At 65.2% G+C, this 22927-nt stretch carries 19 protein-coding genes and 1 tRNA gene; 4 read left to right on the forward strand and 16 right to left on the reverse strand.

Going from position 1 to position 22927, the window contains the following annotated elements:
- Positions 1-67: 67 nt before the first annotated feature.
- Positions 68-1456, reverse strand: a complete 1389-nt coding sequence (locus E8E91_RS05035; RefSeq protein WP_280374871.1) for a GntP family permease — start codon at positions 1454-1456, stop codon at positions 68-70.
- A 347-nt stretch (positions 1457-1803) separates the two neighbouring features.
- On the reverse strand, positions 1804-3255 hold the full coding sequence (locus tag E8E91_RS05040; protein ID WP_280374872.1) for a sigma 54-interacting transcriptional regulator: 1452 nt from the start codon (positions 3253-3255) through the stop codon (positions 1804-1806).
- A 117-nt stretch (positions 3256-3372) separates the two neighbouring features.
- Between E8E91_RS05040 and E8E91_RS05045 the strand changes: the two genes are divergently transcribed.
- Positions 3373-3531: a YqaE/Pmp3 family membrane protein gene (locus tag E8E91_RS05045; RefSeq protein ID WP_003084988.1), complete on the forward strand. Its 159-nt coding sequence runs from the start codon at positions 3373-3375 to the stop codon at positions 3529-3531.
- A 114-nt stretch (positions 3532-3645) separates the two neighbouring features.
- Here the strand turns inward: E8E91_RS05045 and E8E91_RS05050 are convergent, their stop codons facing one another.
- Positions 3646-4494: an EamA family transporter gene (locus E8E91_RS05050; protein ID WP_348532167.1), complete on the reverse strand. Its 849-nt coding sequence runs from the start codon at positions 4492-4494 to the stop codon at positions 3646-3648.
- A 117-nt stretch (positions 4495-4611) separates the two neighbouring features.
- Between E8E91_RS05050 and E8E91_RS05055 the strand changes: the two genes are divergently transcribed.
- Positions 4612-5490, forward strand: coding sequence for a LysR substrate-binding domain-containing protein (locus E8E91_RS05055; RefSeq protein WP_280374873.1), 879 nt, complete (start codon positions 4612-4614; stop codon positions 5488-5490).
- A gap of 148 nt (positions 5491-5638) precedes the next feature.
- On the opposite strand, the gene E8E91_RS05060 is transcribed toward E8E91_RS05055, so the two are convergent.
- From E8E91_RS05060 to E8E91_RS05100, 9 genes are all read right to left on the reverse strand, one after another.
- Complete coding sequence (locus E8E91_RS05060; RefSeq protein ID WP_280374874.1) at positions 5639-6418, reverse strand: lysine/arginine/ornithine ABC transporter substrate-binding protein; 780 nt, start codon at positions 6416-6418, stop codon at positions 5639-5641.
- A gap of 24 nt (positions 6419-6442) precedes the next feature.
- On the reverse strand, positions 6443-7630 hold the full coding sequence (locus tag E8E91_RS05065; RefSeq protein ID WP_280374875.1) for an amidohydrolase family protein: 1188 nt from the start codon (positions 7628-7630) through the stop codon (positions 6443-6445).
- 23 nt (positions 7631-7653) lie between these two features.
- Positions 7654-8316 (reverse strand): flavin reductase family protein, encoded by a 663-nt coding sequence (locus E8E91_RS05070; RefSeq protein ID WP_280365796.1) that lies wholly within the window; start codon positions 8314-8316, stop codon positions 7654-7656.
- Between the two features lie 4 nt (positions 8317-8320).
- Complete coding sequence (locus E8E91_RS05075; protein ID WP_280374876.1) at positions 8321-9826, reverse strand: amidohydrolase family protein; 1506 nt, start codon at positions 9824-9826, stop codon at positions 8321-8323.
- Positions 9823-11019, reverse strand: coding sequence for an amidohydrolase family protein (locus tag E8E91_RS05080; protein ID WP_280374877.1), 1197 nt, complete (start codon positions 11017-11019; stop codon positions 9823-9825). The genes E8E91_RS05075 and E8E91_RS05080 overlap by 4 nt, the downstream gene beginning before the upstream one ends.
- Positions 11020-11119: 100 nt before the next feature.
- Complete coding sequence (locus tag E8E91_RS05085; RefSeq protein WP_280374878.1) at positions 11120-12172, reverse strand: extracellular solute-binding protein; 1053 nt, start codon at positions 12170-12172, stop codon at positions 11120-11122.
- A gap of 48 nt (positions 12173-12220) precedes the next feature.
- Positions 12221-13012: an ABC transporter permease gene (locus E8E91_RS05090; RefSeq protein ID WP_179058093.1), complete on the reverse strand. Its 792-nt coding sequence runs from the start codon at positions 13010-13012 to the stop codon at positions 12221-12223.
- Positions 13012-13926, reverse strand: coding sequence for an ABC transporter permease (locus E8E91_RS05095; RefSeq protein WP_179058094.1), 915 nt, complete (start codon positions 13924-13926; stop codon positions 13012-13014). Before E8E91_RS05095 ends, E8E91_RS05090 begins: the two co-directional genes overlap by 1 nt.
- Position 13927: 1 nt before the next feature.
- Positions 13928-15016 carry an ABC transporter ATP-binding protein gene (locus tag E8E91_RS05100; RefSeq protein WP_280365804.1) on the reverse strand — a complete coding sequence of 363 codons (1089 nt, stop codon included), beginning with the start codon at positions 15014-15016 and terminating at the stop codon, positions 13928-13930.
- Between the two features lie 142 nt (positions 15017-15158).
- Here E8E91_RS05100 and E8E91_RS05105 point away from each other — a divergent pair, with 142 nt between their 5' ends.
- Both E8E91_RS05105 and E8E91_RS05110 read left to right on the forward strand, forming a co-directional pair.
- Entirely contained in the window at positions 15159-15848 is a 690-nt protein-coding gene (locus E8E91_RS05105) for a GntR family transcriptional regulator (protein WP_179058096.1), read from the forward strand.
- Between the two features lie 8 nt (positions 15849-15856).
- Positions 15857-16594: an aspartate/glutamate racemase family protein gene (locus tag E8E91_RS05110; protein WP_280365808.1), complete on the forward strand. Its 738-nt coding sequence runs from the start codon at positions 15857-15859 to the stop codon at positions 16592-16594.
- A gap of 126 nt (positions 16595-16720) precedes the next feature.
- On the opposite strand, the gene E8E91_RS05115 is transcribed toward E8E91_RS05110, so the two are convergent.
- From E8E91_RS05115 to E8E91_RS05130, 4 genes are all read right to left on the reverse strand, one after another.
- Positions 16721-17191, reverse strand: coding sequence for a phage antirepressor (locus E8E91_RS05115; RefSeq protein WP_280374879.1), 471 nt, complete (start codon positions 17189-17191; stop codon positions 16721-16723).
- Positions 17192-17626: 435 nt separating this feature from the next.
- Positions 17627-18802, reverse strand: coding sequence for a Fic family protein (locus E8E91_RS05120; RefSeq protein ID WP_280374880.1), 1176 nt, complete (start codon positions 18800-18802; stop codon positions 17627-17629).
- 168 nt (positions 18803-18970) lie between these two features.
- Positions 18971-19047 (reverse strand) — tRNA-Ile (locus E8E91_RS05125).
- Between the two features lie 15 nt (positions 19048-19062).
- A complete protein-coding gene (locus E8E91_RS05130) occupies positions 19063-22800 on the reverse strand; it encodes an EAL domain-containing protein (RefSeq protein WP_280374881.1) in 3738 nt (1245 codons plus the stop codon).
- Between the last annotated feature and the right edge of the window lie 127 nt (positions 22801-22927).

The raw sequence follows: 22927 nt of genomic DNA on the forward strand, positions 1-22927 counted from the left end.
CTTGAGGCTCGCTTCGCGAATGAATTCGCTCCCACAGCAGTGCCATGTGCAGGCTCCAGCGTGTCCATCAGAAACTGCCAAACGCGGTCCCCAGCACGATCACCAACACCAGCGGCACCACCGGCAGCAGGGCGCTGGTCATGAACACGTATTTGTAGGAATCGCGGTGGGTCAGCTTGCAGATGGCCAGCAGGGTGATCACCGCGCCGTTGTGCGGCAGGGTGTCGAGGCTGCCGGAGGCCAGGGCGGCGACGCGGTGCAGCAGCTCGGGGCTGATGCCGGCGGCGTTGGCCATTTCCAGGTACTGGGCGCCGAGGGCCTTGAGGGCGATGGACATGCCTCCGGAGGCCGAGCCGGTGATGCCGGCCAGGGCGCTTACAGTCAGGGCCTCGGACACCAGCGGGTTGCCCGGCGCCATGTTGAGCAGGACGTCGCGGATTACCACGAAGCCGGCCAGTGAGGCGATCACGCTGCCGTAGCCCACTTCGGAGGCGGTATTTAGCACCGGCAGCATGGCGCCGAAGGTGCCGTCGTTGACGCTCTTCTTCAGGTTGGTCCAGCGCCGCCAGTGCAGCACCACCAGCAGCAGAATGGCGGCGGTGAGGGCGATGATGATGGCCCAGATACCGATCACCGAACGGGCGTCCTGCAGGCCGCCGAATTCCGGTTTGGCCAGGTAGCTGGTGTCGAGGCCGGGCAGGTAGACCTTGGCCATCAGGAAGTTCAGCACGATCACCACCAGGATCGGCAGCAGCGCCACCCAGAAGCCGGCGCTCGGCTGGTTGTCCTGGCCGTGCGGGTCGTCGGCGTGCTCGCCGTAGCCTTCGCCGGCGGCGATCAGCTTGCGCGCCTCATTGCTCAACCACCAGGAACCCAGGGCGAAGATCACCACGCCGGCCAGCAGGCCCAGGCCCGGGGCGGCGAAGGTATCGGTGCCGAAGAAGGGGATCGGGATGGCGTTGGTGATGGCCGGGGTGCCGGGCAGCGCGGTCATGGTGAAGGTGAAGGAACCCAGGGCGATGGCGCCCGGCAGGATGCGCTTGGGAATGCCCGCCTCGCGGAACAGCGCCGCGCCGATGGGGTAGACCGCGAAGGCCACCACGAACAGCGAGACACCACCGTAGGTGAGGATGCCGCAGGCGATGACGATGGCCAGCACGGCGCGGGAGCTGCCGATCTTGCTGACGATGCCGTGGGCGATGGCGCGGGCGGAGCCGGAGTCGTCCATCAGCTTGCCGAAGATGGCGCCGAGCATGAACAGCGGGAAGAACTGGATCAGGTAGCCGCCGAGCGCCTTCATGAAGACCTGGGTGTAGGTCGGCAGCAGCAGCGCCGCGTCGCCGGCGAACAACACCGCGAGCAGGGCCAGCAGGGGCGCGAGAAGCAGGACGTTGATGCCTCGGTAGGCGAGGTACATCAGCAGAGCGAGAGAAAGCAGGATGCCTAGGGTGCCCATGGGGACTTCCTTCTTGTTGTTGTTTTCCGCTGCGTCGGGGCAGCGTGTGGGAGGCGTTAGAGCGAAAGCTGTGCCAAGTGCGGAGGGAAGGGGCTGGATGGCTCTGGGATGGGGTTTACAGCGTAATGGTGGCGTTTGGCAGGGTAATGGACTGTCCATTTCTTTGGGCGGTGTCCAGATTATTGGGCATGCGATATGTCTATGAAACTGGACGGTCAGGGAAGACGTACTGTTGTGGGAGCGAATTCATTCGCGAAGGGCCGCGAAGCGGACCCAATCATTCAGGGCAGGTCTGCGACCTGCATTCGCGAATGAATTCGCTCCCACGATTCCCTGGTAATCCGTGGCTACAACCCATGCACCTGCAACTTGTTGTACAGGCTCGCCCGGGCGATGCCGAGGCGTTCGGCGGCCTGGGTGCGATTGCCGTTACAGGCTGCCAGGGCGGTGAGGATGGCCTGGCGTTCGGCGGCGGCCATGCTGTCGGCCAGGGCTCGGACATCGCCTGTCATGGGGGCGGGAGTAGATGCGGGGACGGCCGCTGGCAGCGGATTCACCAGCAGAGTGCGCAGGGACTCGGCACTGAGCGGTCCGGCTTCACTGAGCATCTGCGCGCGCTCCAGCAGGTTGCGCAGTTCGCGCACATTGCCCGGCCAGGGCTGGGCCTGGAGCAGTTGCTGGGCGCCTTCGGCCAGTTCCAGGGGAGGCTGGCCGGAGCGGCTGGCGATGTCGTCCAGCAGGTGCTCGATCAGTACCGGCAGATCCTCGCGGCGTTCGCGCAGGGGCGGCAGGCGCAGGGCGAGGACGTTGAGGCGGTAGTAGAGGTCTTCGCGGAACTGCCCGGCGGCCACCTTGGCTTCCAGGTCCACATGGGTGGCAGCGATCACCCGAACGTTCAGTGCTTTCACCTGGTTCGAGCCCAGCGGCTCCACCTCCTGTTCCTGCAGCACGCGGAGCATCTTGGCCTGCAGGGGCAGCGGCAGGTCGCCGATCTCGTCGAGGAACAGGGTGCCGCCATCGGCCAATTCGAACTTGCCGGCGCGGGCACGGCGGTCGGCCCCGGTAAAGGCGCCGGGGGCGGTGCCGAAGAGTTCGGCTTCCACCAGGGATTCCGGAATCGCCGCCACGTTCACCGCCACGAAGGGCCCGTTGGCGCGCAGAGACTGGTTGTGGATGCCCTGGGCCAGCAGCTCCTTGCCGGTACCGGTTTCGCCACGCAGCAGCACGGTGGCGTCCAGCTGTGCGGCGCGACGGGCCTGGCGCTTGACCTCGGCAGCAGCGGCGCTGCTGCCGATGAATCCGGCGATGGTGTAGCGGGCGCGACGGGCCTTGGCCAGTTCGCGCTGCGCGGCGGCGAGCTGGGTCTGCAACTGGTTGTACTTGGCCATGACCGGCTGCAGGTGACGGGCGCGGTCGAAGAGCACGAAGCCGAGCGCGCCGACTAACGTGCCGTCTTCGTCGCGCAGGGGAATGCGGGTGACCACGAAGTGCTCGTCGCCGAAGGCCATCAGGTCGAGCATGCTCGGCTGGCCGTTCTGCACCACTTCGCGGAGGCGGCTGGCGGGCAGCACTTCCTCGATTTCCTTGCCGAGCACGCTGCGCGGGTCGCGGATGCCGACCTTCTCGGCGTACTTGTCGTTGATCCAGACGATTCGTGCCTGGCGATTCACCGCGATGGTGCCTTCGCACTGGGCATTGAGGTGGTCGAACAACAGTGGCATCGCCACTTCGCGGAAGCGTTCGGGAGAGACGCCGATGACCAGACCGTTGTGGTCGATGTCTTCGCTGGCGATGGGCATGGCAGGGCATCCGGCTGAAACATCAGGCAGCGATTATGGGGGTGTGCCGTGATGAACGCCTAGCCTGTACTAAGGTCGGTATCCAGGCGTACGGTTTTTCACACAAGGAGCAACTACATGGACCTTATCCGCATCCTCATCGCCATCCTCCTGCCGCCCCTCGGCGTATTCCTGCAGGTAGGCTTTGGCGGCGCCTTCTGGCTGAACATCCTCCTGACCCTGCTGGGCTACATCCCCGGCATCGTCCACGCGGTGTACATCATCGCCAAGCGGTAGGAGGGGCAGGCGGATCACCATTGATGGGTTTCGCAAGCTCTACCCATCCTACGCACTGAAGCTCAGAGCTCTTCATAGGATGGTGTAGAGCGGAGCGAAACCCATCGAGCGGCGTCAATCCACCATCTTGATCAGCAGGATGCCGGCGGTGACCACGCAGGCGGCGAGGATGCGGCGGATGCCGAATGGTTCCTTGAACACCAGGCTGGCGATGATGGCGGCGATGATCACGCTGCTTTCGCGCAGGGCGGCGACCTTGGCCACGTTGTCCAGGGTCATGGCGAACAGCACCAGGCCGTACGCCACGCAATAGTTGAAGCCGCCGAACAGGCCGATGCGCCAGTTGTCGCGGGCGAAGCGCAGTACCAGCGGACCACGCCGCATCCAGGCCACCACCGGAATGGTCATGCTCTGCATCAGCGTCAGGTAGACCACGAACTGCAGGACGCTGTCGGCACGGCGCACGCCCTGGGCGTCGATCAACGTGTAGAGCGCCACCCCGGCTCCCGCCAGCGCGGCGCAGCCCAAGGCTTTCAGCGCATTGGATTCCAGGCGGGTGGAGAGCAGGCTGAGGATGCCGAGGGAAATCAGGACGATGCCCAGCAGCATGGCGCTCGACAGGTGCTCGCCGAACACCAGCCCCGCAGAGAGCGCCACCAGTAGCGGCGGCAGGCCGCGCACCACCGGGTAGACCTGGCCGAAGTCGCCGTAGTGGTAGGCGCGGATCAGCAGCAGGCGATAGAGCGTGTTCACCACCACCGACAGGCCGATCAGCCCCCAGACCACCAGCGGCGGTGGGCTCACGAGGGGGAGCAGGGAGATGCTGAAGCAGAAGGCCACGCCATCCACCAGCGCCATGGAGGACAGCCGGTCGCTGCCGGCCTTGATCACCGCGTTCCAGCTCGCGTGCATCAGCGCGGAAAGCAGCACCACCAGCGTGGCGAGGTCGTGAGTGGCGAGCACGGAATAACTCCAGCGGCGAGATGAAAGTGGCGATGCGGCGTAGCGTGCGGGTTCATCGATCTATCATTCAAATCGTTTATCGTTATCCGTCGAATAAGTCCTGTTGATGGGGTGGTCATGAACCTGTTCCAGCTCCGCGCCTTCGATGCGGTGGTCCGCGAGGGCAGCTTCACCCGCGCGGCCGAGCGCCTGTGCATCAGCCAGCCGGCGGTGACCGGGCACGTGAAGGCGCTGGAGGAGCATTACCAGGTGCAGCTCTTGCGACGCACTGCGCGGCAGGTGGAGCCCACCGAACTGGGCCGGCGCCTGGCTGCCATCAGCCACCAGCTATTCGCCCTGGCGGACCGCGCCGAAGACCTGCTGGACAGCAGCCATGCGCTGACATCGGGACGCCTCGATCTCGCGGCCGACAGCCCGCACCTGGTCATGCCCCTGCTGGCGCGGATGCGCGAGCGCTACCCCGGCGTGCGCATCAACCTGCGCCTGGGCAACACTCAGGAAACCCTGACGGCGCTGTATGGCGAGCGGGTGGACCTGGCCCTGGTCAGCGATATCGCCCCGCGTGCCGGCCTGTACCTGCTGCCGCTGGGGGAGGCGCGGCTCTGCCTGCTGCTGCCGGCGGCGCATCCCTGGGTTGACCGCCGCGATGCAGTGGCGCTGAACGAACTGCGGGGCCAGGTCCTGCTGCAACGAGAGCCTGGTTCACTGACCCGGCGCACCTTCGAGCGGGCCTGCGCCAGCCAGGAGCTGGAGTTGCCGGCAGACCTGGAGCTGAACAGCCGCGAAGCGATGATCGAGGCGGTAGCCGCCGGGATCGGGGTAAGCATCCTCTACGATCAGGAGGTTCCCAAGGACCCCCGGGTGAAGGTGCTTCCGCTCAAGGGCGAAGGGATGGTGAGCCGCCACTTCCTCGCCTGCCAGCAGCGCCATGCGGAGCTGCGGGCGGTGAAGGCGTTCTTCGAGGTGGCCGAGGATGTGGGATATCCGAGCCGGTAGGCTCGGAGTTTGTGTGCTATGTGGCTCCATGGCACGAGGTAGGGTGCGCCGTGCGCACCAGTGTCGACTGTCGCGCGGTGGCGATTCCGCACCGGTGCGCGCGGCGCACCCTACGGTCGGGATGGCGTGCGGGGCATGAGCCCGCGCCTCACTGAATCAGCTTGCTGACCTCGCCCTGGGGAAAGTAGCTGTCGTAGATCTTCTGGTAGGTGCCGTCGCGGCCGATATTGACCAGAGACTGGTTGAAGCGGTCACGCAGGGCTTCGTTGCCTTTGCGGAAGGCGATGCCGGCGCCCTTGCCGAAGTATTCCTCTTCGTCGTAGCTCGGGCCGTTGAAGGCGAAGCCCTTGCCGCCTTCGCTCTGCAGGAAGTTTTCCTTGAGGTTGATGGCGTCGGCCATCATGGCGTCGACGCGGCCGGAGATCAGGTCCAGGTCGGCTTCCTGCTGTGAGCCGTACTGCACCATCTGCACACCGCGCGGCACGAGTTTGTCCTGCACGTAACGGGCATGCACGCTGCCGCGCAACACGGCCACGCGCAGGCCGTCGAGGCGACCTTCGGCAGTGATTTCGGGGCGGTCCTTGCGGGTGACGAAGCGGGCTGGGGTCTTGTAGTAGCTCTGGCTGAAATCGACCACTTTGAGGCGGGCTTCGGTGACGGTCATCGACGACATGATGGCGTCGATCTTCTTCACCCGCAGCGCCGGGATGAGGCCATCGAAGGGCTGCTCGACCCAGGTGCAGGTGACTTTCATCTCCGCGCAGAGCGCGTTGCCGACTTCGATCTCGAAGCCGGCCAGGCTGCCGTCGGCTTTCTTGTAGGAGAAGGGCGGGTAGCTGGCTTCGACGCCGATGCGCAGGCTGTCCTGGGCCATGGCCTGGGTACCGGCGAGCAGGGCGAGGGCGCCGACGAGAAGGTGCTTTTTCATGTGGATGATCTCGGGTGGGTAGGTTCAGTGAGCGAGGAATTGACCGTCGCGGGCAATCAATCGGCCCTTGCTGATCACGCTGCGGCGGTGGGTTCGGGACACCACGGCTTCGGCGACGTTGCGCACCGGCAACAGGACGCCGCTGGCGTGGCAGCCCGGCTCCAGTCCGTAGTGCTCAAGCCCCAGTGCGCGGGCGCCGTTGACCGTGGCCGCGCGTAGGCAGGCGGCGATTTCTTCGTCGCGGCGCAGGTTGAAGCGGAAGGCCAGGAACATGGCGCGTTCGAGCATGTCGCCGTTGCCCATGGGGGACCAGGCGTCGCGGATGCCATCGGAGCCGAGGCACAGGTTCACGCCGCGCGCGTCCAGTTCCAGGTAAGGCGGCACTTCGATATCTGCCGGCGCGGTGCTGATGATGGAAATGCGCTGCGCCGCCAGGCGTTCGGCAATGGCGCTGAGACGCGCCGGCCGGGCCTGGCCCAGGCAGAAGGCGTGGCTGATCGCGACCCGGCCCTGCAACTGATAGTGTTCGGTGAAATCGATGATGCGCTCGATCTGCCAGAGGCCCAGTTCGCCTTCGTCATGCAGGTGGATGTCGACGCCGCGCTGGTGAGTGGCGGCCAGTTCGAACACCCGAGTGAGGTGTGCAATGGGGTCGTTGTCGATGCCGCAGGGGTCGAGCCCACCGACGTTTTCCGCCCCCATGAGCAGGGCGTGTTCAAGGGCGTCTACGGTGCCCGGATCGCGCAGCAGCCCGGTTTGCGGGAAGGCCACGAACTCCATGTCGATCAGGTCGCCGAAGTGCTCGCGTACCCGCACCATGGCGTCCAGGTGACGGCTGCCGAGTTGGGCGTCGACGTCGACATGGCAGCGGAAATGCAGCGAGCCGTGGGTGATGCATTCGCGGATCAGCGCACTGGCACGTTCCTCGATCGGTGTGTCGATGCTGCGCAACAGGCTGCGTTCGTTGGCGATGCGCTGGCTCAGGCTGTCGCCAGCGGCGTGGCTGTGCCAGTCCTCACCCCAGAGGGTCTTGTCAAAGTGGGCGTGGGCCTCCACCAGCGGCGGCAGCATGATCTGCCCGTTGCCTTCCAGCAGCACCGATTCGGGAGCGCGTGGCGACGGTGGGCTCAGCGCAGCGATGCGGCCATTGACGACGGCGATATCCACCGCTGCGCCGCCCCATGGGCGGACCTGGGTAATCCATTGGGTCATCTGGGTGTTCTCGAACAATAGGGTCAGCGGGCTGGCGGCCACTGGCGTTCACCGCCGTGGGGATCGTCGCGCCAGGCCTGCAGGGAACGGGTCGGCAGATCGAAATACTCCCGCGTCCGCGCATAGCCGTGGCCGCCCATGCGGCCGATGGCATCGAGGCCGAGCTGGTCGATGTAGAGGGTGGCCGGGTCGATCAGGTCGTCGCGCACGTGAACCATCAGCACTTCACCGAGGATGATTTCCCGCGACTGGCCGATGGACAGGCCCATCATCCGCCGGCACTCCAGGGCGACCGGGGCTTCGGCGATGTAGGGGCACCCGACACGGCTGCCTGGCAGTGCGGTGAGTCCTGCTGCCACCAGTTCGTCGAAGCCCGGTTCGAAGGGCACGGCGCAGACGTTCATGGCTTCCACCAGGGCATCGTTGACGATGTTCACGGTGAACTCCTGGTTCATCTGGGCGTTGCGCGTGGTGTCCTTGGGGGTGAGGTCGGCGTGGTTTTCCACCCCCAGGGCGAGGATCGGCGGGTCGGCGGAGAGGGCGTTGAAGAAGCTGAAGGGCGCCGCGTTGGCGCGGCCTTCGGCATCCACCGTGGTCACCAGGGCGATGGGCCGGGGCACCACGCTGCCAATGAGGATCTTGTATTTCTCGCGGGGGCTCAGTTTGGCGAAGTCGAAGCTCAGCATGGCGTCATCTCTTGTCGTCGTTCGGGCTGGCGAGAGTGCAGAGCGGGCGTTCCGCGCTCCAGGCGTCGGCGAAGGGAATCGCCGGCTGGAACAGGGAACGCCAGTCGGGTTGGCCGAATGCCCGGTTGGCATGGCTTTGCATCAGCCTGTGGAACTGCCGCTGGGCTTGTTGCTGGAGGCTGGCGTAGTCGACGCCCTTGACCTGGCCGTCCTGCATCACGCAGCGGCCGTCGATCCAGCTGGCGATGCAGTCGTCGCCGCGGCCGGCGAGGATCAGGTTCTTCAGCGGGTCGAACAGCGGGCCCAGGTGCAGGCCGTCGAGGCTGAACGCGGTGATGTCGGCCTTGGCGCCGGGGGCCAGCCGGCCGAGGTCGTCGCGCCCCAGGGCCTTGGCGCCGCCGAGGGTGGCGGCGTTGTAGAGGTCGAGGGCGCTGGTGCCGGCGCTGCCGCCTTCCTTGAGTCGCGCGATGTTCAGGCCCTGGCGCATGTTGTCCAGCAGGTCCGCCGGCCAGGTATCGGTGCCGAGGGCGAAGTTGACGCCGTGGGCGCGGTAGCGGCCAAAGGAATCGAGTGCCTCGCCGTCGCGGGCGAACACTACCGGGCAGTGCACCAGGCTGGCGCCGCTGTTCGCCAGGCGTGAGAGGTCGTCGTCGCCTTCGATGTAGATGCCATGAGGCAGCACGGCGCGCGGGCCGAGCAGGTCCAGTTCCTCCAGCCAGGCCAGCGGCGCTTTGCCGCGCAGCGCCTTCACCAACGCGACTTCGCCGGGGCCCTGGCAGCAATGCAGGCGCACCGGTGCGGCCAGTTCGCGGCTGAGGGCGGCGGTGCGTTGCAGCAGCGCCGGGGTGCAGGTCTGGATGCGGTCGGGCAGCAGGGCGCCACGGATCAGTCCGCCCTGGGTGCCGTCGAAATCGCGGAAGAAACGCCCGGCGGCGTCCAGCCCGGCCAGGCCGCGTGCTTCGTCCCAGTGTTCGGCGCGGCTGCCGTCCGCCTGCAGGTACTGCATGCCGCTCATGTAGCAGGGGCCGAGGTAGGTGCGCAGGCCCAGCTCGGCGGCGACGCCGGCCACGGCGGCGAATTCGTCGTAGGTTTCCGCCCACTCCCGGTAGTACATGGAGGTGATCGGCATGGCGGTGGTGATGCCATTGCGGATCAGCTGGGTGAAGGCGTAGCGGTATTTGAAGACTTCTTCGTCGAAGCTGTAGCTCTCCTTCGGCCCACGGGCGAGGTACTCCGCCGACCACATGCGGCCCATGGCGTTCTCGTCGCCGTTGTCCAGGCAGAGCACGGTGGAGTCGAGGTCGCCGAGGGCGTCGAGGTCGATGAAGCCGGGACCGAGCAGGGCGTTGCCATAGTCGATCCACTGGTCCACCGGGCCGGGAAAGTCCCGGCCGACGAAGAGCACGCGCGAGCCTTCGATCACCACTTCGCCGTCGCGCCAGAGCACATGGCGCGTACCGTCGAAGCCGACCACACAGCTGGCTTTCAGGCCGATGCGCGGTGCGTTCACAGACGGCTCTCCAGCAGGCGGCCCTGGGCGGCGATCAGCTTGCCGGCGCGATAGACCTGCCGCTGCGGGCGTGCGACCACGGCTTCACCCAGGCTTTGCGCGTCCAGCAGCAGGAAGTCTGCGCGGGCGCCGAGGGTGAGACCGTGTTCCGCGAGGCCGAGGGCCTTGGCGCCGTGCTGGCTGGCGGCGTCGAAGGCGGTGGCCAGTTCTTCGTCCTTGGCGAGGTCAAAGCGGAAGGCCAGGAGCATGGCGCGTTCGAGCATGTCGCCATTGCCCATGGGGGACCAGGCGTCGCGGATGCCGTCCGAGCCCAGGCAGAGGTTCACGCCGGCCTCGTGCAGGGCGAGGAAGGGCGGCACGGAGCAGTCGGCGGGCGCCGAACTCATCAGCGATATGTTCAGCGCGGCGAGGCGTTCGGCCAGGGGCTTCACCTGGCTCCAGGGCGCCATGCCCAGGCAGTAGGCGTGGCTGATCATCACGCGCCCCTGGCGGTTGAACCGCTCGGTGTAGTCGGCGATGCGGGCGATCTGCCAGAGGCCCAGCTCGCCCTTGTCGTGCAGGTGGATGTCGACGCCCCGGTCGAACTCGCTGGCCAGGCCGAAGACGATGTCGAGCTGGGCGATGGGGTCGTTGTCGATGCCGCAGGGGTCGAGGCCGCCGACGTTCTCGACGCCCAGGCTCATGGCCTCGCGCATCAGCTCGGCGGTGCTGGGACGGCTGACCAGGCCGGTCTGTGGGAACACCACCAGCTCCAGGTCGATCAGGTCGCGGTAGCGCTCGCGCAGGGCTTGCATGGCCTCCACGTGGCGCAGGCCGAATTCGGGGTCGATGTCCACGTGGCAGCGCATGGTCAGCGAGCCACGGGCGATGCAGTTTTCCAGCAGTGCGCCAGCGCGCTCGGCAATGGGCGCGGTGACCTCGCGCAGCACACGGCGCTCGTTGGCGATGTAGTCCTTCAGCGTCGGGCCGGCGCTGTTGGGACGCCAGGGCTGGCCCCAGAGGGTCTTGTCGAGGTGGATGTGGCTTTCCACCAGGGCGCAGGTCATCAGTTGGCCGGCGCCGTCGATGTCAGCGGCGGCGAGCGGCGCATCGCTGGCGGGGCGGCGTTCTGCGAAGCGGCCGTTCTGGATGAGGAAGTCTTCAGCCGCGCCGCCGAAGGGGCGGACGTTGCGCAGCCAATAGGTGTCGGTCATGGGGACCTCGTGGGTAGTGCTACAGATGGAGTTCCCGTAGGACCGCTGCGCGGTCCTTGGCGAATGAATTCGCCCCTACAAGGGGACGATGTGCTCGATATCAGCCCTTGAGCTTGGACCAGATGCGGTCCTGCAGCTCGCGGGCCTGGTTGCTGCATTCCTTCTCCGGGCGCAGGCGTTCGGCGAACTCGTCGGGCATGTTGATGGCGTCCATCACCTTCCACTTTTTGTCCAGCAGCGCATCGCTGTCGACGCCGTTGGCGTAGGCGATGGAGTTGGACACGGCGGCGGCGTTCTCGGGCTTCATCATCCAGTCGATGAACACCTTGGCGTTGCCCGGGTGCGGCGCGCTCTTCGGCACGGCGAAGTTGTCCTGGAACATGGCCACGCCTTCACGCGGGTAGACGTACTTGATGGTGTTCTTCTGCAGGGTGGCGCGGGCGGTGGAGCCGTTCCAGTTCTGCATCATGATCACTTCGCCCGAGGCCATGCGGTCCACGGTGTTGTCGGAGCTGTACATCTTCAGGAAGGGTTTCTGCCTCTGCAGCAGTTCGAGGATGCGCTTGGCGTCCTGCGGGTTTTCGGTGCACTCGTCCACGCCCAGGTAGTGGCTGGCGGCGTTGATCACGCTGCTCGGGGTGTCCAGTGCGGCCACCTGGCCCTGCAGTTCGGGACGCGGCTCGAAGAACTCCTTCCAGGAGTCATCCAGCTTGCCGCCCGGCACCCGAGCGCTGTCGTACGAGAAGCCGGTGGTGCCCCAGAGGTAGGGCGCCGAGTACTTGCGGCCGGGGTCGAAGTCCGGGTTGCGGAAGGCCGGCTTCACGTGGGCGAAGTTCGGCAGGCTGGGGGAGTCGATTTCCTGCAGCAGGTTCTGCTCGATCAGGGTGCGCATGATGGAGTGCGACGGCACGATGACGTCGTAGGCGGCGCCGCCGGCCTGCAGCTTGGCCAGCAGGGTTTCGTTGCTGTCGTAGCCGTCCATGGTGACCTTGATGCCGGTTTCCTTTTCGAACTTGGCCAGCAGTTCCACCGGGTAGTAGTCGGTCCAGTTGTAGAAGAACAGCTCCTTGGGCTCGTCCGCCTGGGCGACGGTGGCGGCGAAACAGCTGAGGGCGAATCCGGCTACCCCATGACGCAATGCTTTCAACTTCATTGTTTTTCTCCGGGTTGAAGAACAGGTTGGGCAGAGGTGGAACAAGGTTCAGGCGGCTGGTTTGCCTCGCTGGCCGAGCCAGTACGAGAGCACCACCAGGACGATGGAGATCACCAGCATCAAAGTGGAAATCGCGTTGATCTCCGGGGTTACCCCGGCCTTGATGGCCGAGAAGATGTAGACCGGCAGCGTCGTCGAGCCGGGGCCGGCGACGAAGAAGGTCATGATGAAGTCGTCCAGGCTGACCACGAACGCCAGCACCGCGCCGGACAGCACCGCCGGGAACAGCAACGGCAGGGTGACGCGGCGGAAGGTGTGGAAGGGGTTGGCGTAGAGGTCGTTGGCCGCCTCCAGCAGGCTCTTGTCGAGATCGTTCAGGCGGGCGCGGATCGGCAGGTAGGCGAAGGGGATGCAGAAGCCGATGTGGGCGACGATCACTGTCAGCAGACCGAGCTTGATACCGAGCGCCATGAACAGCAGCAGCGTGGCCACGGCGGTGACGATCTCCGGCAGGATCAGCGGCAGGTTGATCCCGCCTTCCACCATCTTCTGTCCGTAGAACGGCTTGTAGGTGGCCAGCGCCGCCAGCAGCGCGATGGCGGTGGCGCAGACGGTTGCGATGCCGGCGACGATCACCGAGTTCAGCGCCGCCGCCTGGATCGATGGGTTGGCGAGGATGCGCCCGTACCAGGCGAAGGAGAACTCGGTCCACACGGTGGCGGTGCGGTTGGCGTTGAAGCTGTAGGCGATCAACACCAGGATCGGCAGGTACAGGTAGGCCAGTACCAGCAGGCTGGTTTCGCGGGTCAGTGGCAGTTTCTTCAAGTGCGAGGCGATCATCAGCGGGCTCCCTGGCGAACGGCCTTGGCGGCCTTCTTGGCGTAGAGGGCGTAAAGCACCAGGGCCAGCAGCATCAGCCCGAGCAGGAGGAAGGACAGCGAGCTGCCCAGCGGCCAGTTGCGGGCAGTGCCGAACTGCTGCTGGATCAGGTTGCCGATCATCAGTGTCTTGCCGCCGCCGAGGATGGCGGGGGTGATGAAGGCGCCGAGGCTCGGCACGAACACCAGCAGGGATCCGGCCACCACGCCCGGCATGGACAGCGGCAGGATCACCCGGCGCAGGGCTTTCCAGCGGTTGGCGCCGAGGTCATAGGCGGCTTCCACCAGGCGCCAGTCGAGCTTCTCCAGGGTGGAGTAGATCGGCAGGATCATGAACGGCAGGAAGCTGTAGACCAGCCCGACCACCACGGCGAAATCGTTGTACAGCAGGGTGATGCCGCCGGCCTGCGGGAACAGCGCGTTGATGCTCTGGGCCAGCCAGCCGTGTTCGCGCAGGATGATCAGCCAGGCGTAGTTGCGGATCAGCAGGTTGGTCCAGAAGGGGATGGTGATCAGCAGCACCATGATGTTGCGCGAGCGCTCGCTGAGGCTGCTCATCCACAGGGCCACGGGGAAACCGACGATAAAGCACAGCAGGGTCGTGCCGCCGGCCTGCAGCACCGAGCGCAGCAGGGCCTGGGCGTAGACCCAGTTCAGCTCCAGGTTGCCGTCGAAGTCTTCCTGGAAGAACAGCTGGATGTAGCTCTGCCACTGCCAGTTGGCGCTCCAGTCGACTCCGCCGTAGAGGTTGCGTGGCAGCAGGCTGATGTAGCCCATGATGCCCAGCGGAATGGCGATCAGGCAGAGGAGGGTGAGCAGCACCGGCGACAGCAGCAACAGCCGGTTGAGGCTGGGGGAGGTGGCGCTGACGCTCATCTCAGGCCTCCATCAGCAGGCAGGCGTGGGGCGGCAGGTGCACTGCCACCGGTGAACCCACGGGGCGGGAGCTGGTGGCGCCTTCATTGCTCTCGCGCAGCATCACCTTGAGGTCGTTGGCCAGCCGGCACTGGTAGAGCGTGGCGGTACCGACGTAGAGCACGGCTTCGACCACGCCGCGCAGGTGGTGCGGCTCGGACGGGTCCACCAGCTTCGAGCGCTCCGGGCGGAAGGCCAGTTGCGCCTTGCCGCTGTCCAGTCCGTTGGCGGAAGCGCAGGGGATTTCCACCGGCAGTCCTTCAGGCTGGAACAGGCTGCCGTTCTGGGCGCAGCGCTTGAGGTTGCCGGGGAGGAAGTTGATGTCGCCGATGAAGTGGGCGACGAAGCGGTGCTGCGGACGTTCGTAGATGTCGTTGGGGGTGCCGATCTGCAGGATCTTGCCGCTGGACATCACGGCGATGCGGTCGGAGAGGGTCAGCGCTTCTTCCTGGTCGTGTGTGACGAAGATGAAGGTGATCCCGGCTTCCTGCTGCACGCGCTTGAGCTCTACCTGCATCTCCTTGCGCAGCTTCAGGTCCAGCGCGGAGAGCGGTTCGTCGAGCAGCAGCACATCAGGGCGCGGCGCCAGGGCGCGGGCCAGGGCCACCCGCTGCTGCTGACCGCCAGAAAGCTCGGCGGGGCGACGGCGGGCCAGGTGCTCCATCTGCACCAGGGCCAGCATTTCCTTGACCCGACCGGGAATGGCGTTGCGCTCCAGCCCCTGCATCTCCAGGCCGAAGGCGATATTCTCGGCCACGCTCATATGCGGGAAGAGCGCGTAGTTCTGGAACACGGTATTGACCCGGCGCTTGTAGGGCGGGAGCTGGTCCACGCGCTGGCCGCCGATCTGGATGGAGCCGGACGTGACCTGCTCGAAACCGGCGATGGAGCGCAGCAGGGTGGTCTTGCCGCAGCCCGACGGGCCGAGGAGGGTGAAGAACTCGTTGTGGCGGATGCTGACCGAAACATCGTCGAGCGCGGGAGCCACTTCGGGGTCATCGGTGTAGCGCTTGCTGACGCGTTGCACCTCGATGGAGGACGTGTGCTTCATAATGGTGCATTCCTCTTGTTTTTGTATGCAAAAATTGAATGCAATCTAGAAATACTCGGATTATGCTGACAACGCAACCGGGTTTTTCTGCCTGCTTGTTTCCTGCAGGAGCCGGGTTGCACACGCACTTACGGAGTCACGAATGGCAGACAAGAAACTGGAAACCACGGTGGACCGCGTCTACCAGGGGGTTTACCAGGCCATCAGCAACCGCTCGCTACGGCCTGGTATGAAACTGGGGGAAGCCTCCCTGGCGGAGCTGTTCAATGTGAGCCGCACCTCGGTCCGGGCCGCGTTGAAGCAGCTGGAGGCCGACGGCCTGGTCTCCTCCGAACCCAACAAGGGCTGCTGGGTGTCACTGCCCAGCGATGATGAAATCCGTTTGCTGTTCGAAACGCGGCGTCTGATCGAGATCGGCGTCGTCACCGAGCTGTGCCGGCGTCGCGACAGCGCGGCCATGCTCGACCTGCGCGAGCACCTGCTGCTGGAAGAGGAAGCCCGGCGCAACCATGACCACGAGCGCCTGATCTACCTGCTTGGCGAGTTCCACATAAAGCTGGCCGAGGCGCTGAACAACCCGGTGCTGCTGGACTGGTTCCGCAAGCTCATCTCGCGCGCCTCGCTCTATGTCGCCGCCCTGGATGACGAGCGCCATGACGCCTGCCGCGACGACGAGCACCTGCGCCTGATCGAGTTCATCGAGGCCGGCAACCAGAACGCCGCCATCGAGCTGACCTGCTTCCACCTGGGGGCCATCGAGAACGCCATCGTCGAGTCGGCCGGCAAGCTCAAGGCCAACTACCACCCGCTGAAACACCTGATCGAGACCTGACCTCGGCCATGAAAATCCAGCTGATCAACCCGAACACCAGCGTGGCGATGACCTCCGGTATTGCCGAAGCCGCCAGCCACCTGCTGCGCCCCGGCAATCAGTTGCTGGCCGTGACCAACAGCGCAGGTCCGGCTTCCATCGAGGGGCATTACGACGAAGCGCTTGCCGTGCCCGGGTTGCTTCAGGCCATACGCGACGGTGAACGGGACGGCGCCGAGGGACACGTGATCGCCTGCTTCGGCGACCCCGGTCTGCTGGCAGCGCGGGAGATCGCGCGGTACCCGGTGATCGGCATCGCCGAAGCGGCCATGCACCTGGCCACCTGGGTCGCCACCGGCTTCAGCGTCGTCACCACGCTTGGCCGCACCAAGGTCATCGCCCGTCACCTGGTGGAACGCTACGGTTTTCACCAGCACTGCCGAGGCATCCATGCCGTGGAGATTCCGGTGCTGGCGCTGGATGAAGACCCGGACGGACTGTTCCGCATCATGCGTGCGGCCTGCCTGGAAGCGCTGGAGCGAGATGAGTCGGGCGCCATCGTCCTCGGCTGCGCCGGCATGAGCCACCTGGCCGCGGCGCTGCAGGAAGAGATCGGCGTGCCGGTGATCGATGGCGTCAGCGCTGCGTTGAAGATGGTGGAACTGCTGGGTGAACTGCGGCTTTCCACCAGCAAGCGCGGCGACCTGGATTTCCCTCTGCCCAAGCCTTATGCGGGGTTCTTGCGCGGCTTCGCGGTCGGGGCTTGAGGAGGCGCATGAATCTGTAGGGGCGAATTCATTCGCCGAGGGCAGCACAGCTGCCCCCCTTGATGTCCTCAAGGGCAGACCTGCGGCCTGCTTGGCGATTGAAATCGCCCCTACAAGGTGTCCTGCCTATGAAATTTGGGTGAGAGCCTTCCCCTCGAACAACTCCGCCACATCCACCATCCGCACCCAGCTACGCCCTTGCCATTCCATCAGGCTGTACTCCTTGCCCTGCCACTCTACCCGGCGATGCTGGGGCAGCTGCGGATGAGCCGCTGAACGCAGGACGGGTACCACCTCACCGGTGAACCACTGCCGCAGGCTGCGGTTTTCCGGGTGGTAGTAGTTCGTCCTGAGCACTTCGCACACGGCGCTTTCGCTGATCAACAACTGCTTCTCGAAATCGCCCTTCGGCTTTTGCAGGGTTGCGATGCGCCACTGGTCGCGGTCGAGTTTCTCGGCGAGGCGTTCGTTGAAATGGCAGTTGGTCAGAGCGCCGAGGTCGCGGGCCACGACCCAGGCTTGATCGTCGATCAGCAGGGCACGGAGTGGGCGGCGATGGCGATGGAAAGTGCTGGGGACGAAATAGTCGTGGGACATGAGCAGACTCCTTTCTGATATCGAAGAGTCCACCACTTGAGAGGGTGGCGGACCGTACGAGGTGTGGAATACCGGCGCAGCAGGAAACCGGTGGGCTACTGCCCCCCTCGCACGGTCCGCCATAGACCGCCAGAGTCATCGAATGAAACGTCCAACCGCTGACCCTGCTTATGGCGCTTGTGCTTGTCCTGCTACATCGGGATTCCACTCCCGGCCACAGCCAAGGCTGCGACGGGGGAGGACGCTACCGATGCCCCTTGTAGGCCGACAATGGCGAACTCGGGTAGGAAAGCTCGGAAGAAGGTTGGAGCCGAATCTTCTGCTTGCGGTGGCTACGTAGCAGCAGGGAATGAGAGCCACTGGAAACGCAAAAGCCGCGCACTGCGCGGCTTTTGTTCAGCTGGGATTCTGGACGGTGCCGGTAGGAGCCATGGCTTACTCGCGGCGGTCCTCCGGCCACTCAGATCGGCCGCCTCCGGGAAGGGCTGCGGGCTGGTCGATCTGATAACGGGTGCTGCGACCGCCTCCGGGCAGGCGCTTGATGCAGCCCTTTTCCAGAAGATCTACCAAATGACGGGTTGCGGTGGCCTTTGAGACTTGGGCCACGGCTTGGTACTGGGCTGCGCTGATGCCCTCCTCGAAGCCCTTTTCGCCGCCATCTAGCAGGCGGTTGAGCACCTTGACCTGCTCGGCGGACAGCGTCGCTGCGCGGTGGGCCTGCCAGAAGCTTGCCTTGGCAAGCACGCGGTCGATTCTTGCCAGGGCCTGATCCAGGCTGCGCAGCAGGGTCGTGAGGAACCACTCTAGCCAGGCGGTGATGTCGAGGCCGTCTTTCTGGCTGGTTTCGAGGATGCGGTAGTAGCTCGCGCGGTCGTCGAGGATGCTCGCCGACAAGGCGTAGAAACGAATGGACTGCTGTTCGGCCTGGGTCAGGGCGAGGTCGGTGATGGCCCGGGTCAGACGGCCATTGCCATCGTCGAAGGGGTGCAGGGTCACGAACCAGAAATGGGCGATGCCGGCGCGCAGCAGTGGGTCGATGCCGGCATCCGTGAGGCTGCGTTCAAACCAGCTGAGAAACGTATCGAGCTGCGATTCCAACCCCAGGCGCGGCGGCGCTTCGAAATGCACGGTGGGCCGATCCAGGCGGCCGGAGACAACCTGCATGGGTTCTTCGCCGCGCAGCGCGCCAACTCGAATGCGGGTAGTGAGGGGGAAATCGTCCTGGGGGAAAAGCCAGCGGTGCCAGGTAAACAGACGCTCGACGGTCAGCGGCTGATCGTGGCGGCCGGTGGCATCCAGTTGGAGTTCGGCCAGGCCTTCACTGCGTGGACTGGGTTTGCCTTCGGTGGCCAGACCCAGTCGGCGCGCCAGGGAGGATCGCACCGAGCCGACATTGAGCCGCTCACCTTCGATAGCCGAAGACGTGACGATGTTCTGCAACAGCGTATCCAGGACGTCCTCTCGGCCCGCCTGGTCATCAATGGTCCCCAATCTGCCCAGTAGCCGCCCCTGTTCCCGCACGCATTGGCGAATCAATGGTGCGAGCTTGTCAGCTTGCCAGCGGAATTCGGGCCAGTCCGGCTGCTGCCAGATCCAGTGGATTGGGGGCACTCACCTGTCCTCGTAAAGGTGCGAGCCGAATAGGTTGGCTTATTCGGCTCATTTGGCGAGCCGATTATGCGCGCCATTTGGCTCATTGTCGCGTTGGAGGCGTGTGAGGGAGATGCAGAAATTGGCGAGTCAGAAACGCAAAAGCCGCGCAATGCGCGGCTTTTGATTTGGTGGGCCCACACGGACTCGAACCGTGGACCAAAGGATTATGAGTCCTCTGCTCTAACCGACTGAGCTATAGGCCCCAGAAGGCCGGCGGATTATACAGGCGCCTTTTGCTGGGTGCCAATCGTGGGGAGGGGGCTCAGGAATTTGTGCTCGAAGGCCTCCGGCGGCAGGGGAGTGCTGACGATAAAGCCTTGAATCTGTTGGCATCCTTCGGCGGCGAGGAAGTATTCCTGGGCCTTGGTTTCGACGCCTTCGGCGATCACGGTGAGTTGCATGCTGCGGCCGAGGGCGATGATGGCGCGGCTGATGGCGGCGTCGTTGGGATCGTCGGGCAGGCCGCGCACGAAGGACTTGTCGATCTTCAGCACATCCAGCGGCAGGCGCTTGAGGTAGCTGAGGGAGGAATAGCCGGTGCCGAAGTCGTCGATGGCCAGCTGTACGCCGAGGGCCTTGAGGTTGTGGAGCACGCTGAGGGCTTCTTCGGCCTGGCTCATGATGAAGCCTTCGGTGATCTCCAACTGCAGGCGCTGGGGTTCCAGGCCAAGGCTGTCGATGAGGCGTTGCAGGCGTTCCACCAGCAGCGGTTGGCGCAGTTGGGCACCGGCGAGGTTGATGGAAAGTGGGCCGAACGGTGCGTGGGCTTCCTGCCAGCGCTGCATCTGCCGGCAGGCGTGGTCCAGCACCCAGTCGCCCAGCGGGAGGATGAGGCCACTTTCTTCCGCGAGCGGGATGAAGCGCTCTGGTGGAATCTCGCCGAGCTTCGGGTGGTACCAGCGCACCAGGGCTTCGGCGCCCACCAGGGCCTGGTTCTGCAGGCTGAGCTTGGGCTGGTAGGAGACGGACAGCTCGTTGCGTTCCAGAGCGCGGCGCAGTTCGGTTTCCAACGCCATACGTTCGGTGGCCTGGCTGGTGAGGTCGCGGGTGTAGAACTCGATGCGGTTGCGGCCACGGGCCTTGGCCCGGTACATGGCGGCATCGGCATTCTTCACCAGGGTGGCGACGTCCAGCCCGTGCTCCGGGAACAGGCTGATGCCGATGCTGGCGCTCATGAAGAACTCGTGCTGGCCGGCGGGGAGTGGCGCTTCGAAACAGGCCAGCAGCTTGTGGGCGACGGCTTGGGCGTCATCGGGGCCGTGCAGGCCGGGCAGCAGGATGATGAATTCGTCGCCGCCCAGGCGGGCCACGGTGTCGATGTCGCGCAGCTGTTCGCGCAGGCGATGGGCGATTCCCTTGAGCAGCAGGTCGCCCACCGGGTGGCCGAGGCTGTCGTTGATGTGCTTGAAGCGGTCGAGGTCGATGAAGAGGACGGCGCCGTGGAGGTCGTCGTTGGCAGCCTCGACCAGGGCCAGTTGCAGGCGGCTCTCGAACAGCAGGCGGTTGGGCAGGCCGGTGAGCGGGTCATGGTGGGCCTGGTAGTCGAGCCGCGCCTGGGCGTGCTTGAGCGGCGAGATGTCGGCGAACACGCCGACGTAGTGGGTAACCTGCTGGTGGCGGTCGCGTACGGCGCTGATGGTGAGCCATTCGGGGTAGGGTTCGCCGTTCTTGCGGCGGTTCCAGATCTCGCCTTGCCAGTGTCCTTCACGTTCCAACTGGTGCCACATGGCGGCGTAGAAGGCGCTGTCGTGCTGACCGGAGGCGAGCATGTGCGGTGATTGGCCGAGGGCTTCTGCTTCGCTGTAGCCGGTGATTTCGCTGAAGGCGCGGTTGACCGCGGTGATGCGCTGTTTGGTGTCGGTGATCATCACGCCTTCGGCGGTGCTTTCGAAGACGGTGGCGGCCTGCAGCAGTTTTTCCTGCATTTGCTGGCGCTCGGTGATGTCGCGGGCAATGGTCAGCATGCAGGGCTCGCCGCCGATGGGAATCGGCTGGGCGGAGAGTTCGCAGATGCGCACCTGGCCGCGCTTGGTGCGCACGGCGGTGCTGAAGTTGTGCAGGCTGCCCTGCTCGCGGACGAGCTGGATCATGCGCTCGCGCTCCGTCGGGTCGGCCCAGAGACCAAGGTCCAGGGTGGAGCGTTCGGCGATCTCCTGCGGGCTGTAGCCGGTAATGCGGCTGAAACCGTCGTTCGCCTCCAGTAGCAGGCCATCGCTGATGCGGGTGATGAGCAGGCCGTCGGGGGAGGCATGGAAGGCGCTGGCGAACTTCTCTTCGGAAACCTGCAGTAAGCGCTGGGTTTCCTTTACCTGGGTGATATCACGCACCACGACCACCAGGGCGGGGGTGTCGTCAAGGTCAATGGCCTGGGCGGAGATCAGGCCGATGAAGGTTTCGCCGTTGGCGCGACGGAAGGGCATTTCCAGGTTGTGCAGCGGGTTGCCCTGTTGCAGGCGCTGGAGGAGTTTCGGGCCAATGCCGGGGATGCCCCAGATGTCGAGTTCGGTGGCGGTGCGACCGAGGACTTCGCTGGCTTTGAGGCCGATCTGCTGCTCGAAGGTGTGGTTGATGGCCAGCAGGCTGCCGTCGGTACGACGGGCGATGACGATGATGTCGGGGCAGTTGTGGAACACCGAGGCGAACTTCTGTTCGGACAGGCGCAGGGCTTGCTCGGTCTGCTTGGCCTCGGTGATGTCGATCATCAGCCCGCGCATCATCTGGGTCTCACCGTGGGGGATGAGGGTGATGATGTCGCGTACCCAGAGTACCCGGCCGTCGGCTGCGATCATGCGGTAGTCGAGGCTGTGGTCGCGGCCCGCGGCGGTTTCGGTTCCACAGAAGGTGTTGGCCCATCCTGCATCGTCGGGGTGCAAGGTGCGACGCCAGAAACCGGGTTCCAGCCAGGTGCTCAAGGGGTAGCCCAGCAGGCGTTCGGCGTGGGGCGAGACGTAGGTGTAGCAGTAGTCGTCGACGCGCATTTCCCAGGCGATGGCGTTCAGGCTTTCTACCAGGCCGCGGTAGTGCTGCTCGCTGCTGCGCAGTTCGTCCTGAAGAGCAGCGCGACCGGCCATTTCGTTGCTCAGGCGGCGGTTGACGCGCAGGACGAAGGTCAGGGCGCCGGCCACCAGCAATAGCGCAGGAAGTCCGTAGAGGAGGATGCGCTTCCAGTCGGTCCGCTGGTAGAGGGCGTCGCCCACCCAACGCTCCTGGATGGTCGCGGTTTCTTCCGGGGTGATCTCGGCGAAGACCCTGTCGAGGATACCGGCCAGCAGCGGGTGGATCTTTGGTGTCGCCATGGCCAGTTGGTAACGATAAGGCGTTTCGCCGCTGATGCTGATGCCGTTGAGCTTGAGCTGGCGCAGGCTCCAGACGCTGGAGGCGAGGTCGCCGACGAAGGCATCTACTTCGCCGGTAGCCAATGCCTGGAGTGCGGCTGCGACGGTGGGGTAGCCCTGCAGGCTGAGGTCGGGGTGCTGGTTACGCAGCAGCTCATGGGGGGCGTAGTCGGACACGATGCCGACGCGCAGGCCGTAGAGACCCTGGATATTCGAAGGTTGGTGGCCCTTGGTCTGGGAAAGGATGACGATGGGGAAATCGAGGTAGGGCCGCGTGAAGTTCAGGTACTGCTGGCGTTCGGGGGTGGACATGATGCCCGGCAGGATATCCAGCTCGCCTGCGCGGGCCCGCTTGAGCACATCCCCCCAATTGCTGGACTCGATGGGGGTGACCTTCACGTTCAGTCGCCGGCGGATCAGCTCGACGTAGTCGGCGGCCAGGCCCTGATGGCGGCCCTGGGCATCCCGGAATTCGAAGGGGGGCCAAGAGGCATCTATGCCCAGCTGCAGTTCGCCATGCTGGTCGAGCCAGGCCTGTTCGTCCGGGGTGAGCGTCAAGGCTCCGGCCGGAATGGTCCAGAGTGCCAGCCAGAACATCAGTAGGGCCCGCACTCGCGCCATTGGCGGCCTCATTCCTTGATGGGATGTCAGACGGAAGTGTAGACGTGGCCGGTTGGCATCTGGAAGGGGAAAGAACGCAGCTGCGATCTGGTTCGCGGACAAAAGAAAACCCCCGGGCTGGCCGGGG

It is taken from the genome of Pseudomonas sp. BN515 (assembly GCF_029873155.1).
Taxonomy (GTDB): Bacteria; Pseudomonadota; Gammaproteobacteria; order Pseudomonadales; family Pseudomonadaceae; genus Metapseudomonas.

What these genes read in the sequence shown, in the direction of transcription:
- E8E91_RS05035 (WP_280374871.1), bottom strand. Translation starts at nt 1,456, where the DNA reads ATGGGCACCCTAGGCATCCTGCTTTCTCTCGCTCTGCTGATGTACCTC.
- E8E91_RS05040 (WP_280374872.1), bottom strand. Translation starts at nt 3,255, where the DNA reads ATGCCCATCGCCAGCGAAGACATCGACCACAACGGTCTGGTCATCGGC.
- E8E91_RS05045 (WP_003084988.1), top strand. Translation starts at nt 3,373, where the DNA reads ATGGACCTTATCCGCATCCTCATCGCCATCCTCCTGCCGCCCCTCGGC.
- E8E91_RS05055 (WP_280374873.1), top strand. Translation starts at nt 4,612, where the DNA reads ATGAACCTGTTCCAGCTCCGCGCCTTCGATGCGGTGGTCCGCGAGGGC.
- E8E91_RS05060 (WP_280374874.1), bottom strand. Translation starts at nt 6,418, where the DNA reads ATGAAAAAGCACCTTCTCGTCGGCGCCCTCGCCCTGCTCGCCGGTACC.
- E8E91_RS05065 (WP_280374875.1), bottom strand. Translation starts at nt 7,630, where the DNA reads ATGACCCAATGGATTACCCAGGTCCGCCCATGGGGCGGCGCAGCGGTG.
- E8E91_RS05070 (WP_280365796.1), bottom strand. Translation starts at nt 8,316, where the DNA reads ATGCTGAGCTTCGACTTCGCCAAACTGAGCCCCCGCGAGAAATACAAG.
- E8E91_RS05080 (WP_280374877.1), bottom strand. Translation starts at nt 11,019, where the DNA reads ATGACCGACACCTATTGGCTGCGCAACGTCCGCCCCTTCGGCGGCGCG.
- E8E91_RS05085 (WP_280374878.1), bottom strand. Translation starts at nt 12,172, where the DNA reads ATGAAGTTGAAAGCATTGCGTCATGGGGTAGCCGGATTCGCCCTCAGC.
- E8E91_RS05090 (WP_179058093.1), bottom strand. Translation starts at nt 13,012, where the DNA reads ATGATCGCCTCGCACTTGAAGAAACTGCCACTGACCCGCGAAACCAGC.
- E8E91_RS05095 (WP_179058094.1), bottom strand. Translation starts at nt 13,926, where the DNA reads ATGAGCGTCAGCGCCACCTCCCCCAGCCTCAACCGGCTGTTGCTGCTG.
- E8E91_RS05100 (WP_280365804.1), bottom strand. Translation starts at nt 15,016, where the DNA reads ATGAAGCACACGTCCTCCATCGAGGTGCAACGCGTCAGCAAGCGCTAC.
- E8E91_RS05105 (WP_179058096.1), top strand. Translation starts at nt 15,159, where the DNA reads ATGGCAGACAAGAAACTGGAAACCACGGTGGACCGCGTCTACCAGGGG.
- E8E91_RS05110 (WP_280365808.1), top strand. Translation starts at nt 15,857, where the DNA reads ATGAAAATCCAGCTGATCAACCCGAACACCAGCGTGGCGATGACCTCC.
- E8E91_RS05115 (WP_280374879.1), bottom strand. Translation starts at nt 17,191, where the DNA reads ATGTCCCACGACTATTTCGTCCCCAGCACTTTCCATCGCCATCGCCGC.
- E8E91_RS05130 (WP_280374881.1), bottom strand. Translation starts at nt 22,800, where the DNA reads ATGGCGCGAGTGCGGGCCCTACTGATGTTCTGGCTGGCACTCTGGACC.